The sequence below is a fragment of the Shinella sp. WSJ-2 genome, from assembly GCF_003432075.1.
Classification (GTDB): Bacteria; Pseudomonadota; Alphaproteobacteria; order Rhizobiales; family Rhizobiaceae; genus Shinella.
Genome location: NZ_QWBU01000004.1, coordinates 101,654 through 114,313, shown reverse-complemented (window position 1 = coordinate 114,313; position 12,660 = coordinate 101,654). Strand labels below are relative to the sequence as shown.

General features: G+C 64.9%; 11 protein-coding genes. 3 read left to right on the top strand and 8 right to left on the bottom strand.

All coding sequences use genetic code 11. The annotated features are described in order from the left end of the window. The first annotated feature begins 15 nt into the window (after positions 1–15). Together D0Y60_RS11400 and D0Y60_RS11395 are read left to right on the top strand one after the other, a co-directional pair. A complete protein-coding gene (locus D0Y60_RS11400; RefSeq protein WP_117369966.1) occupies positions 16–429 on the top strand; it encodes a hypothetical protein in 414 nt (137 codons plus the stop codon). A gap of 208 nt (positions 430–637) precedes the next feature. Next, entirely contained in the window at positions 638–2,149 is a 1,512-nt protein-coding gene (locus D0Y60_RS11395; RefSeq protein WP_117369964.1) for a DegQ family serine endoprotease, read from the top strand. Positions 2,150–2,204: 55 nt separating this feature from the next. On the opposite strand, the gene dapB is transcribed toward D0Y60_RS11395, so the two are convergent. From dapB to D0Y60_RS11380, 3 genes are read right to left on the bottom strand one after another with little or no spacing between them, the layout of a single operon-like run. After that, positions 2,205–2,981, bottom strand: a complete 777-nt coding sequence (dapB, locus tag D0Y60_RS11390; protein ID WP_117369962.1) for a 4-hydroxy-tetrahydrodipicolinate reductase — start codon at positions 2,979–2,981, stop codon at positions 2,205–2,207. 10 nt (positions 2,982–2,991) lie between these two features. After that, on the bottom strand, positions 2,992–4,026 hold the full coding sequence (locus tag D0Y60_RS11385; RefSeq protein ID WP_117369960.1) for an ABC transporter ATP-binding protein: 1,035 nt from the start codon (positions 4,024–4,026) through the stop codon (positions 2,992–2,994). Then, the gene (locus D0Y60_RS11380) at positions 4,023–5,513 is read right to left on the bottom strand and encodes an iron ABC transporter permease (RefSeq protein ID WP_245409169.1); all 1,491 of its coding nucleotides are present in this window, start codon (positions 5,511–5,513) and stop codon (positions 4,023–4,025) included. The genes D0Y60_RS11385 and D0Y60_RS11380 overlap by 4 nt, the downstream gene beginning before the upstream one ends. A gap of 307 nt (positions 5,514–5,820) precedes the next feature. On the opposite strand from D0Y60_RS11380, the gene D0Y60_RS11375 reads away from it, so the two are divergent. Further along, the gene (locus D0Y60_RS11375; protein WP_117370405.1) at positions 5,821–6,822 is read left to right on the top strand and encodes an iron ABC transporter substrate-binding protein; all 1,002 of its coding nucleotides are present in this window, start codon (positions 5,821–5,823) and stop codon (positions 6,820–6,822) included. 5 nt (positions 6,823–6,827) lie between these two features. Here the strand turns inward: D0Y60_RS11375 and ugpC are convergent, their stop codons facing one another. The 5 genes from ugpC to D0Y60_RS11350 all read right to left on the bottom strand — a co-directional run bounded on the left by ugpC (position 6,828) and on the right by D0Y60_RS11350 (position 12,622). Continuing rightward, on the bottom strand, positions 6,828–7,922 hold the full coding sequence (gene ugpC / locus D0Y60_RS11370; protein ID WP_117370404.1) for a sn-glycerol-3-phosphate ABC transporter ATP-binding protein UgpC: 1,095 nt from the start codon (positions 7,920–7,922) through the stop codon (positions 6,828–6,830). 76 nt (positions 7,923–7,998) lie between these two features. Further along, complete coding sequence (locus D0Y60_RS11365) at positions 7,999–9,348, bottom strand: alpha-glucosidase/alpha-galactosidase (protein WP_199564157.1); 1,350 nt, start codon at positions 9,346–9,348, stop codon at positions 7,999–8,001. A gap of 140 nt (positions 9,349–9,488) precedes the next feature. After that, positions 9,489–10,805: a sugar ABC transporter substrate-binding protein gene (locus D0Y60_RS11360; RefSeq protein ID WP_117369954.1), complete on the bottom strand. Its 1,317-nt coding sequence runs from the start codon at positions 10,803–10,805 to the stop codon at positions 9,489–9,491. Positions 10,806–10,833: 28 nt separating this feature from the next. Beyond that, positions 10,834–11,706, bottom strand: coding sequence for a carbohydrate ABC transporter permease (locus D0Y60_RS11355; protein ID WP_117369952.1), 873 nt, complete (start codon positions 11,704–11,706; stop codon positions 10,834–10,836). A gap of 10 nt (positions 11,707–11,716) precedes the next feature. Further along, a complete protein-coding gene (locus D0Y60_RS11350) occupies positions 11,717–12,622 on the bottom strand; it encodes a sugar ABC transporter permease (protein WP_117369950.1) in 906 nt (301 codons plus the stop codon). Positions 12,623–12,660 lie beyond the last annotated feature (38 nt).

Genomic DNA, 12,660 nt, shown 5'->3' with positions numbered 1-12,660 from the left:
TCGAGGATACGCATCATGCGCTCGACATTCAAAACCATCGCCTTCGCCACCATCGCACTCTCGCTAGCCACCGGTGGCGCCTTCGCCGCCAGTGGGCACCAGGGTGCCGCCATCGGCATGGGCGGGCACGATTCCGAACCGCTCGTCCAACCGACGCCGGCCATCGTCACGCCGACGCAGGTCCACAAGCCGCGTCTCAGCCAGGTCCTCGCTGAAATCCGCGCGACCGACAGGAAGATCGAGCGGGACGAGGCCATGCACAAGCTTTCGGCCAGCGCCGCACGCAAGTACGAGGGTGAGGCCAGCAGCATCCGCAGTCACGCCCTGGCGGTTGCCGACATGCACAGAGGCGCGATCCCGAAGGCTACCTTCCTGCGCCTCAAGGGCGACATCCGCGAACTCAACCGGGATGTTCCCCGGATGAGCTGACGCTCACAACCGGCGGGCGACCCCGCGCCCGCCGGATGAACTCGCCGCCTCCGCTCTAGGGGCCGGCGTCAAATCTGGGCCTCGCCCTGGAGGCCGCCGGGATTTCCATCAACCACAAACGAGATCGGCCGCCCTGCACCTGCGGTCCGGTTTCGTGCGCTCCGGCGCCGGCGCTAGGCACCGGGGCGCCGAACAAAGGAAGACGACCATGACCAGAATTCTTGAAAAATATCGTGTCGCAGCGCTTCTCGGCGTTGCCCTGCTGGTGGTGCCCGTGGCCGCCTCCAGCCTTCTCGGCACGCAGGCCGCGCAAGCCGCCGCGCCGCAAAGCTTCGGTTCGGTCCTTGCAGACGGCTCGTTTGCAGCCATCGTCTCGGCCGACAAGCCCGCCGTCGTCACCATCACGACCACGCTGAAGGCCGAGAATGCCTCCGCCGACGGCACCTCGCCCTTCGGCGGCGACAGCCCCTTCGACCAGCAGTTCCGCGACTTCTTCGGCGAGCGGCAGATGCCGGTGCCCGATCAGCGCCCGAGCGGTAAAGCCGAGGCGCTCGGCTCCGGCTTCGTCTTGACGCGCGACGGCTATATCGTCACCAACAACCACGTCATCGACAAAGCGAGTACGATCAAAGTGACGCTCGACGACGGCACGGAACTGCCGGCCAAGCTCGTCGGGGCCGATCCGAAGTCCGACCTAGCCGTGGTGAAGATCGAGCCGGACAAGCCGCTTGCCACCATCGACTGGGGACAGTCGGACAAACTGCGCGCTGGCGATCCGATCCTGGCCATCGGCAACCCGTTCGGCATCGGCACGACGGTGACGGCCGGCATCGTCTCGGCCCGCGGCCGCGACCTGCACAGCGGTCCGTATGACGATTTCATCCAGATCGACGCGCCGATCAACCACGGCAATTCCGGTGGCCCGCTCGTCGGGATCGATGGCAAGGTGGTCGGCATCAACACGGCGATCTATTCGCCGAATGGCGGCAGCGTCGGCGTCGGCTTCGCCATCCCGTCCGATCAGGCGCAGACCGTCGTCGCCAAACTGATGAAGGACGGTTCGATCGAACACGGCTTCATCGGCGTGCAGATCCAGCCGGTGACCGCTGATGTTGCCGATGCGATCGGATTGGCCAAGCCGGCCGGCGCGCTGGTGGCGCGGGTCGATGACGGTACGCCCGCCGCCAAGGCCGGCATCCGCTCCGGCGACGTCGTCACGGCGCTCGGCGGCAAGGCGGTAACCTCGCCGCGCGATCTCTCGCGCATGGTCGCCGATCTCTCACCCGGTGAAAAGCAGGGCCTGACGGTCTGGCGCGATGGTGCCGACAAGAACCTGACGATCACCATCGGCGCGAATGACGGTGGCGGCGGGCAGGTTCTGGCCGATGCCGGCGGCAAGTCGGGCGAGGCCGGCCAACGCGTGCCGACCATCGGCGTCCAGCTCGGCGACCTGACGGCGGACATGCGCCAGTCGCTCGGCCTGCCGAAGGGTGAAAACGGTGCCGTCGTCGAGGGCGTCAATCCGGACAGGCCGGCCGCCGATGCCGGGCTGCAACCCGGCGATGTTATCCTCTCGGTGAACCAGAAGCCGGTGGCCTCGGCGCGTGAAGCGAAGACGGCCGTGGCAGAGGCCGGCAAGGCCGGACGCAAGGCCGTGCTGCTTCTCGTCCAGCGCCAGGACGAGCAGACCTTCGTCACCGTGCCCTTCTCGGTCGGTTAGTCGCCGGAGATCGTGAAGAACACCGTCCGGTTTCCGCAGGGCGGTGTTCGTGTGTTCAATCCCTGGATCCGGCCGGATCGAGCACATCTGCCATCGTATAGGCGCCCGGCGGTCTGCCGACGATCCAGCGGGCCGCCGCCAGTGCGCCGCGGGCGAACATGCCGCGTCCCAGGGCGGAATGGGAGATCGTGATCACTTCTTCCTCGGCGGCGAAGATTACGCTGTGTTCACCGACAATGCCGCCGCCGCGGACGACCGAGAAGCCGATCTCGCCCTCGGGCCGCATTCCCGTCATTCCATCGCGGCTGCGCCGTTCCACGCTGTCGAGAGAAACCGCACGTCCCTCTGCCGCCGCCTCGCCCAGCATGAGCGCGGTTCCGGAGGGGGCATCGACCTTGCGGCGGTGATGGGCCTCGGTGATCTCGATGTCCCAGGTGTCGGGCGGCAGGATGGCGGACATCTGCGCAATCACCGTCGTCAGGAGATTGAGACCGATGGAGAAGTTGCCGGAGCGCAGGATGGCAATCCGGCTTGCGGCTGCAGCCATTCTGTCTTCCTCGTCCCGGTCGAAACCCGTCGCGCCGATGACCAGCGCCGGACCGCTGCGACCGGCACATCGCTCGGCGAGTGCGGCGGCGGATGCCGCCGTTGAAAAATCGATGATGACGTCGGCGGTTTCAAATGCCTCTTCGATAGGGAGGAAGCCGGCTTCGTCGTGCTCGGACCTGCCGATCCCGCCGATATAGTGAAACGTCTTGTCCGCCTGCGACGCCGCGACGATCGTCTGGCCCATCCGTCCCCGCGATCCAGCGACGGCAACTTTGATCGGCATTTCGCGCTCCCTAGGCGAGGACATGTGCACGGCCGGCAATGTCCAGCTGGACGATATCGCCGGGGCTGGGAAGGGCGATGCCGGATGTACGGATCAGTACGGGCGGCAAGGAGGTATCGGGCAGCGCGATTGCGACCGTCGAGACGGCACCGCCGAACTGGACATCGACCACGCGGGCGCCGGTCTTCGGCGCGGCGTTGTCGACGGCGATGCTGATCTGCTCCGGCCGCAGCATGATATCCGCCTTGCCGGTGTGATTGCCGTCGATGGCGACGCGTCCGAGCGCGCAATCGGCAAAGCCATCCCCGACGGTGGCCGGCAGGAGAACGGCGTCACCGAGGAAGAGCGCCGTTTCCCGATCGCGGGGCTGCCGATAGAGGGTCTGCGGCGGGCCGGACTGAATGAGCTTACCCTCCCGCAGCACCGCCACCTGGTCGGCGAAGGAAAGCGCCTCCGTCTGGTCGTGGGTCACGAGGATGGCGGTGATGCAGGCGTTCTGCAGGACCCGCGCGACGGCCTTGCGCATGGCCTCGCGCAGGCCGGTGTCGAGGGCGGAAAAGGGCTCGTCGAGCAGCATCAGGCGCGGCTGGCGGCCAAGTGCGCGGGCCAATGCCACGCGCTGCTGCTGGCCGCCGGAGAGCTGGTGCGGTCGGCGGGTGGCCATGCTGCCGTCGAGTTCCACCATGTCGAGCAGATCGGCGACGCGCTTCGCATGGTCGGCCTTGCCGCGCTCGAAGCCGAAGGCGATGTTTTCGGCGACGCTCAGGTGCGGAAACAGCGCGCCGTCCTGCGAGACGATCCCGATGCCGCGCTTGTGGGCGGGCACGCCGGCAGGTCCTTCGGCCAACAGCGCCCCATCGCAGGACACGCGGCCGCTGTCGGGGAACTCGAAACCGGCGATGATGCGCAGCAGCGTCGATTTGCCCGATCCCGAGGGGCCGACCACGGCCGTGCGGCTGCCCGGTTTGACCGTTAGGCTGACGCCATCCAGGGCCTGGACTTCGCCGTAGCGCTTGCTGATGGCTTCAAGGGAGAGCAGCGTCATTGGCCGGCCGTCCGTTTCGATTGGGCATGGAGAAGAAGGGTCAGCGGCAGCGAGAGCACCACCATCATCGTCGCATAGGGGGCCGCGGCGACATAGTCGATCTCGCTGGTCAGCGACCAGAATCGTGTCGCCAGCGTCTCGACGCCGTTCGGCGCAAGCATCAGGGTCGCGGTCAGCTCGTTGGTGATGCCGAGCGCGACGAGGGCGACACTGGCCGCCGCACCGGGGGCGGCGAGCCGCAGCGTAACCTGCCGCAGCGCCTGCACGGGTGTGCGCCCGAGCGCCATTGCAGCGCGTTCCAGTTCGACGGGCGCCTGTGCGATGCTGGCCCGCAAGCCGATCATGGCGCGCGGCAGAAACAGCAGCACATAACCGGCCAGCAGCATGGCAAACGTCTGGTAGAGCGGCAACAGAAAGCGCACTGTGATCGAGACGAGCGCTAATGCAACCACGACGCCGGGCAGTGAGCCGACATAATAGTGGCAGGCTTCGAGAAGCCGCTGCAATCGTCCGGGCGCGCGCACCGAAAGCCAGGCCATGGGAACGGCGACAGCCGTCGCGAGCACACCGCCGGCCAGAGCCAGCAGCAGGGTTTCGCTGACCGCGCCGGTGACCGTGCTGTCCCAGATGCCGGCGCCGCCGAGCCAGAGCCAGCGGCCGAGCGTTATCAGCGGCACGCCGAGAGTCAGCGCTGCAAGTCCCACCGGCAGAAGCAATGCAGGCCCGGCGAGGCGGCCAAGCCGCCGCCGTTCGGCCGGCCGCGCCGCACCGGTGCCGACGCGCGCATATCGCTCATTGCCGCGCAGCAGCACTTCCAGCGCAAGCAGGAACAGACAGCAGCTGACCAGCACGCCGCCGATCATGTTGGCGGCGGGGCTGTTATAGGAGGACTGGAACTGATCGACGATGGCGGTGGCCAGCGTGTCGAAGCGGATCATCGCGAAGAGGCCGTATTCCGACAGGAGATGCAGGCCAATTAGCAGCGAGCCGCCGCAGATGGCGAGCCTGAGTTGCGGCAGCACCACGCGGAAGAACACGGCGATGGGGGCGAGGCCGAGCGAGGCGGCAGCATCCTCGACAGCGGGGTCGAGTCGCCGCAGCGCGGCTGCGATCGGCAGGTAGAGAAACGGATAATAGGCGAGCACCGCGACGAAGGTGCCGCCGGCAAGACCCCGCAGGCTGGGCAGGAGGCTGACCCAGGCATAGCTGTGCACGAAGGCGGGAACGGCAAGCGGCGTGATCCCCAGCCACGCCCACAGGCGGGCGCCGGGAATGTCGGTGCGCTCGGTCAGCCAGGCCATGGCGACAGCGACCGCAATCGACAGCGGGATCGTCAGGAGTTCGAGGTAGACGGTGCTGAGAACGAGTTCGCCTACGCGCGGCCGGAAAACCAGCGTCTTCACCGTCTCCCAGCCGACATCGTAGGTCACCCAGCCGATGAAGCCGAGCGGTACGAGGCTGAATAAGGCCACCAGCCCTGCAAGCATGGTGATGGAGACATTCGGCAGCGACGCGCACAAGCGCCGCCGGGCCGGCCACGGCCGGACGACTATCTGAACTGTACTATCCTGCAACAAGGCCCATGCCTTCATGCCATGAGAACGAACGGACGATCGTTTCGCACGCGGCGGACCATCCGCTCCTGCCCTAAGGATTTGTTGAGTGAAAGGCAATGGTTTTCGCTTTGCCTGCGGCGTGGTGACACTGGCGCGGGACGCGATGCCGCGATAAGTAGAGTGCGCTTGCCCAGTTTTCGGGCGGTATCTCGGCCTTGTGAAGGAGACTACCATGACCCTGTCGATCCGATTGACCTTTGCCGCCCTGTCGCTTGCCGCGGCCGCTCCGCTGGCCTCCGGCGCCAGCGCGCAGGATGCCGGCGAACTCGTCATCTACAATGCCCAGCACGAGGGGCTTGGAAAAGCGTGGATCGACGCGTTCACCAAGGAGACCGGCATCAAGGTCGTCGTCCGCAAGGGGAGCGACATGGAATTCGCCAACCTCATCCTGCAGGAAGGCGACCTGACGCCGGCCGATCTCTTCCTGACCGAAAACTCGCCCGCCATGGCGCTGCTCGACGCGGCCGGGCGGTTTGCGCCCGTCGACAAGGAAACGCTCGACCAGGTGCCGGCGGACTATCGTCCGGCGGATGGCATGTGGACGGGCATTGCTGCACGCTCGACCGTCTTTGCCTATGACAAGACGAAGCTCACCGAAGACCAACTGCCGAAATCGATGCTCGACCTTGCCGATCCCGCCTGGAAGGGACGCTGGGGTGCTTCGCCGAACGGCGCGGATTTTCAGGCGATCGTCGGTGCGCTGCTCCAGCTGAAGGGTGAGCAGGCAACGGCGGCGTGGCTGACGGCGATGAAAGAGAACGCGACGCCCTACAAAGGCAACAGCGTGGCCATGAAGGCGGTCAATGCCGGTGAAGTCGAAGGCGCCGTGATCTATCACTATTACTGGTTCGGCGATCAGGCGAAGACCGGTGAAAACAGCAGCAATGTCGCGCTGCATTATTTCAAGAACCAGGATCCGGGTGCCTTTGTCAGCATTTCCGGCGGCGGCATCCTGAAGACCAGCACGCACCAGAAGGAGGCGCAGGCCTTCCTGAAGTGGATCACCGGCAAGGCCGGCCAGGCGATCCTGCGCGACGGCACATCCTTTGAATATGCGATCGCCGGCGATGCCAATCCCAAGCTCGTGCCGCTCAAGGATCTGGATGCCCCGAAGGTCGAGGCCTCCACGCTCGACAGCAAGAAGGTCGTCGAGCTGATGACGGCCGCCGGTCTGCTCTAAGATCCTTATCGCCGCGTGGCGGCAAGGCTCAACCCCTGCGCATCGAAGACGTGGGGCGCGCCGATGCAAGCAAGGGGCAGGGCATCCCCGGGGCACAGTTCTGCGCGTCCTGATGTCGCCATCACCAGCGAATTTCCGTCGCTCGTGCGGGCGTGCACAATCGTCGATCCGCCGAGATGTTCGGTGATTTCGACGGTTGCCGTCAAAACGGGATCAGTGGCGTCGATCCGGAAGGATTCCGGGCGCAAGCCGAGCGTGACGGTGCTGTTGACATCGGGGAGATGCGCGAAGGGTCCGGGGATCGTCTGCGGGCGGGCGAAGGCGGAGGAGGAGACGCGGATTTCCGCATCGCCAGCCGCCTCGATCCGGCCGGGAAGGAAGGTCATGCGCGGCGAGCCGATGAAGCCTGCGACGAAGAGATTGGCAGGCCGGTCGTAGAGTTCGGCGGGCGAGCCCACCTGTTCCACAAGGCCGCCCCGCAGCACGACGATGCGGTCGGCGAGCGTCATCGCCTCGACCTGGTCGTGGGTGACGTAGATCATCGTCGCGCCGATCTCCTGATGCAGCTTTGCGATCTCCACGCGCATCTGTGTGCGCAGTTCGGCATCGAGATTGGACAACGGCTCGTCGAACAGGAAGATTTTGGGCTTGCGCACGATGGCGCGGCCGATGGCGACGCGCTGGCGCTGGCCGCCGGAGAGCTGGCGCGGCTTGCGCTCGAGCAGCGCCTCGATCTGCAGGATGCGCGCCGCCTCCAGCACGCGGGCCTTGATCTCGGCCTTCGGCACTTTGTTGATCTGCATGCCGAAGGCGATGTTGTCATAGACCGACATATGCGGAAACAGCGCGTAAGACTGGAACACCATCGCCACATGCCGATCGGCCGGGTCGGCATGGGTCAGGTCCTCGCCGTCGATGGAGATCGTGCCTTCGGAGGTCTCCTCCAGGCCGGCGATCATGCGCAGCAGCGTCGACTTCCCGCAGCCGGACGGGCCGACGAAGACGATGAACTCGCCCTTTTCCGCTTCGATGGAGACGCCTTTGACGACCTGGAGGTTGCCGAACTGCTTGATGACATTGTCGATCGTCAGGAAGGACATGGTGTTTCGCCTGTTCTTGCCGGTTTTCACGTAGAGGCGACGGGCCGGATGCCGGCCCGTCGCGGAAAGGGTGGTCTCAGCCGCGCGCCCATTCGGGCAGCCACGCGCCATGGGCGGCGGTCAACTGGTCGACGAGGCTCCAGATCTGGTCGAGATCCAGTTCGGCGGCGGTGTGCGGGTCCATCATCGCGGCGTGATAGATGTGCTCGCGATTTTCCGTCGTCAGCGCCTTCACCGTCAGTTCCTGCACGTTGATATTGGTGCGGATCAGGGCGGTGAGCTGGGTGGGCAGTTCGCCGATATAGGTCGGCTGGATACCGTTCTCGTCGACGAGGCAGGGCACTTCGGCCGCGCAATTGGCCGGCAGCGAGGTGATGCAGCCATTGTTGCGCAGGTTGCCGTAGATGACTGAGGGCTCGCCGGTCCAGACCGAGTTCATGATCGAGGAGGCATATTCGTGGCTCTCCTTCACCTCGATCGTGTCGCTGCCGGTCAGCGCGCGCGATTCTTCCTTCCAGCGGGCGATCTGCTCGACGCAGCGCTTCGGATATTCGTCGAGCGGAATGCCGAACTTCTCGATCAGGTCCTCGCGGCCCTCCTTGATGAACCAGGGCGTATATTCGGCGAAGTGCTCCGAGCTTTCGGTGACGAAGTAACCGAGCCGCGTCATCATCTCGTAGCGCACCTTGTTGGGGCAACGCGGGTTCCAGTGGCTGGGCTTGGGGAAGCGGCCGTCGCGGTAGCCGGCGAGAAGGTCCGGATACAGGTCGCGGTAGCTGCCGTCGGCCTGGCGATGCTCGAACTTCAGGAAGAACGCCATGTGGTTGATGCCGGCGGCGCGGTAGCGGATCTCGCTGACGGGGATGTCGAGATCGCGTGACAGTTCATAGGCTGTGCCCTGCACCGAATGGCACAGACCGACCTGACGGATGGCGGGGAACTTTTCGGCGATCGCCCAGGTGTTGATCGCCATCGGGTTGACGTATTGCAGGAGGATCGCGTTGGGGCAGACCTCCATCATGTCGGCGCAGATCGCCCAGAGATGCGGCACGGTCCTGAGGCCGCGCATGATGCCGCCGATACCGAGCGTGTCGGCGATCGTCTGGCGCAGGCCGAACTTTTTCGGGATTTCGAAATCCGTGACGGTGCAGGGCTCGTAGCCGCCGATCTGGAAGGCGACCACGACGAAATCCGTGCCGGCAAGGGCGGCGCGGCGATCCGTATGCGTCTCGATCGTGGCGCGCGCGCCGAGCGTCTTGATGAGCTTGCCGGCGACGATCTCGCTTTCGGCGAGGCGTTCGGGATTGATGTCCATCAGGGCGATGACGGCGTCCTTGAAGGCGGGACGATGCAGCACGTCACCGATGATGTTCTTCATGAAAACGGTGGAGCCAGCGCCGATGAACGTAATTTTGGGGCGTCGCATGACGGATCCTCGAAAGATGATGTTGCGGTCAAGTGTGGAATGATCCACCGGCATCCGGGAGGATGATGCCGGTGGATGCGCCTGCCGCAGGACGCGCCAGGAGCGGGAGCGTGAACGCCGGGGAGGCCGGCGCCTATATTTCAGAACATGCCGTTGACCTGGTCGTTGGCGTCCTTCAGCAGGGTCGCCGGGTCGCCCTTGTCGAGCAGCACGTTTTCCACCGCCGTTGTCAGGACGGTGGAGATTTCGGAGGCATAGTCCGAGATCGGGAAGGGGAAGGTCGTCTCGGGTGTTGCCAGCATGACGAAGGCGGAAACGTCTAGATTTTTCGCCTTGTGCGCCTCTTCGGCCGCCGTCACGCCTTCCGGGCGCGCCGGGAAGACGACGCCGGCCTTGCCGACGATGGTCTGGCATTCCGAACCGCTCAGATACTTCACCCACTTCCAGGCCTCGTCCTGATGCTGCGAGCCGGACCAGATGCTGTCGGCCAGGCCGTTGAACATCGAGCGGCGGCCTTCCGGACCCTTCGGCACCGGCGCAAAACCGATCTCCATCTTGGAGGCGTCACGATAGGTGCCGATGTTCCACGAACCGTCCGGTACGATCGCCGCCTTGCCGGCCGCGAAGATGGCGGTGGCGTTCAGCTTGCCGGTCTGCTCCTGGCTCAGCGCAAAGCCCTTCTTCAGCGCAAGGTCGCGTTGCCAGGTCAGCGTTTCGGCAAGGGCCGGGCTGTCATAGCCGTATTGCGTGCCCCATGCCTTGTCGATCGGCTTGAAGCCGTTGGAAACCGCAAGGAAGCTCCACTGCGTCTGGCCGTAGCCATCCGTCCGGTCCGTGGCCCAGCCGTAGACGGCGACCTTGGACTTGTCGAAGCCCGGCTCGTCGCCGCGCTTGCCGTTTTGGTCGAGCGTCAGATGGGCCAGCAGCTTTTCCAGCGAGCCGCCGTCCTTCGGGTTCCAGTCGAGGTTCTTCAGGTCCTCTTCCTTGATGCCGGCGTCGGCGATCATCTTCTTGTTGTAGACGAGCGCGATCGTATCCCAGTCCTTCGGCATGCCCCACTGCTGGCCGTCCTTGTTCCAGACTTCGGCGAGGCCCGGCAGATAGGCGTTCATGTCGACCTGATCGGCGGCGATGCGCTCGGACAGATCGACCATCACACCGTTTGTCAGGAATTCCGGGAAGCGGCTCAGGTGGTTGACGAAGACGTCCGGCGCGGTGCCGGAAACGAAGGACGTCGTCAGCGTGGTCCAGTAATTGTCCCAGGCGTCCTGCGAGATCTTGATCTTGATGCCGGGATTGGCCGCCTCGAACTTGTCGGCGCACTGGCGGTAGACGGGCGCCTGGTTGCCGTCCCACATCGTGTAGGTCAGCGTCACGTCCTCGGCAGAGGCGGGCAAAGGGCTGAGGCTGGTAAGGGCCGTCGTGGCGGCGATGGCGCCGATCAGGTGTCGTTTCATTGTTAGTCTCCTCCTTTTGATTGTCGATTTATTTCATGCCGCTCGTCTGGAGCGATTCCACGATCTGCCGGCCGAACACGACGAGCAGGGTGATGACCGGAATGATCGAGAGCACGATGGCCGCCATCAGCCCGCTCCAATCGGGATTGCCGCGGCCGGTCTGGCTCATGAAGTCCGAGAGGGCGACGGCCATGACGCGCACGCTGGCATCGCGGCCGACGAGAAAGGGCCAGAAGAACTCGTTCCAGGACTGGATGGCGAGCAGGATACCGAGCGTGGCGATCGGCCCCTTCTGGATCGGCAGCGCGATGCGCCAGAAGATCTGGAATTGCGAGGCACCCTCCAGCCGCGCCGCCTCGTCCAGTTCCTTCGGCGATGACAGGAAGAACTGCCTGAGGAAGAACACCGCGAAGGGTGTCATCAGGATGGTCGGCGCGACGAGGCCGGTGAAGGTGTTGAGAAGGCCGAGCTGCTTGACGAGAATGAAGTTCGGAATGAACAGCACCATGCTCGGGATCATGGTCGCGGCCAGGAAGGCGAAGAACAGCAGGTCGCGGCCCGGAAAGCTCATGCGGGCGAAAGCGTAGGCAGCCAGCGCCGAGAAGAAGATCTGCCCGGAGACCGTCAGCGCCGTGTAGATCACGCTGTTGCGCAACGCGAGCATGAAGTCGATCGGCGAGGCGCGGGAGGCCGTGAGCTCGATATCCGAGGGAAGGCCCATGACGCGCAGGAAGTTGCCGAGTGTGAAGGTCTCGGGCGTCAGGCTCGCGGCGCTGGTGTAGACGTCGCTCGGATGCGTCAGGGCGATCTTCAGCGCCATCCATAGCGGCAGCAGCGAGAGGAAGACGAAGACGGCGAGCACGAGATAGCCGAGCGCGGCCTGCGGGGTGATGGTCTTCATGGCCGCCTCCTCAGGTTAGATCCGACTGATCCGCCTTCAGCAGCCGCATCTGCAGCAGCGTGACGAGGATCAGCGTGACGAAAAGCACGACGGAGATTGCGGAGGCATATCCCATCTTGTTGAATTTGAATGCATTCTCGTAAATGTACCAGAGGATGACGCGCGTCGAGTTGGATGGGCCGCCGGCCGTCGCCACCGCAATGACGTCGAAGACCTGGAAGGAGCCGATGAGGCTCGTCACCAGCACGAAGGCGAGCACGGGGCGCAGCAGCGGCAGCGTGATGCGGTGGAACATCGTCCACTCGCCCGCCCCCTCCAGCCGCGCGGCCTCATAAAGATGACGCGGGATGGCCTGCAGGCCGGCATAGAAGAGCAGGGCCGTCAGGCCCGTATGCCGCCAGGTCGAGATCGCGGCCACCGAGACCATTGCCTGGTCCGGCGAGGCGAGAAAACCCTGACGGCCGATGCCGACGATCTCCAGGAAACCGTTCACCAGGCCAAGGATCGGATCGAGCATCATCAGCCAGACGAGGGCGGCGACGACATTGGAGATGAGATAGGGCGCGATGATCACGGCACGCAGGGATACAGCGCGGGCGAGCCGATCGGACAGCACGGCGAGCAGCAGGCCAAGCGCCGTCTGGATCGGGATGTTGTAGAGCACATAGGCGAACGTGACCCAGGCCGAATGCCAGAAATTCTCGTCGCCGAGCAGCTTGGTATAGTTGGCGAACCCTACGAATTTCGGTGCGCGCATGAGGTTCCAGTCGGTCAGGCTTATCTGGATCGCCCGGAGCGTGGGCAGGAGATAGAACACGAGGAAGCCGACCAGTGCCGGGGCGACGAACAGGAGGCCCGTCAGGGTTTCCTTCCGCCGTCTCCGGGCGCGCGACACGTTGCTGCCCGCCTTCATCATGGCCATCCTCCCGCCGTTGACACGTGTTACTCCTCAAG

Bases quoted from the DNA above. Each gene is read 5' to 3' on its own strand.
- D0Y60_RS11385 (WP_117369960.1), bottom strand. From the start codon at position 4,026: ATGACGCTGCTCTCCCTTGAAGCCATCAGCAAGCGCTACGGCGAAGTC.
- D0Y60_RS11380 (WP_245409169.1), bottom strand. From the start codon at position 5,513: ATGCTTGCAGGGCTGGTGGCCTTATTCAGCCTCGTACCGCTCGGCTTC.
- D0Y60_RS11355 (WP_117369952.1), bottom strand. From the start codon at position 11,706: ATGAAGACCATCACCCCGCAGGCCGCGCTCGGCTATCTCGTGCTCGCC.
- D0Y60_RS11400 (WP_117369966.1), top strand. From the start codon at position 16: ATGCGCTCGACATTCAAAACCATCGCCTTCGCCACCATCGCACTCTCG.
- D0Y60_RS11395 (WP_117369964.1), top strand. From the start codon at position 638: ATGACCAGAATTCTTGAAAAATATCGTGTCGCAGCGCTTCTCGGCGTT.
- ugpC (WP_117370404.1), bottom strand. From the start codon at position 7,922: ATGTCCTTCCTGACGATCGACAATGTCATCAAGCAGTTCGGCAACCTC.
- dapB (WP_117369962.1), bottom strand. From the start codon at position 2,981: ATGCCGATCAAAGTTGCCGTCGCTGGATCGCGGGGACGGATGGGCCAG.
- D0Y60_RS11350 (WP_117369950.1), bottom strand. From the start codon at position 12,622: ATGATGAAGGCGGGCAGCAACGTGTCGCGCGCCCGGAGACGGCGGAAG.
- D0Y60_RS11360 (WP_117369954.1), bottom strand. From the start codon at position 10,805: ATGAAACGACACCTGATCGGCGCCATCGCCGCCACGACGGCCCTTACC.
- D0Y60_RS11365 (WP_199564157.1), bottom strand. From the start codon at position 9,348: ATGCGACGCCCCAAAATTACGTTCATCGGCGCTGGCTCCACCGTTTTC.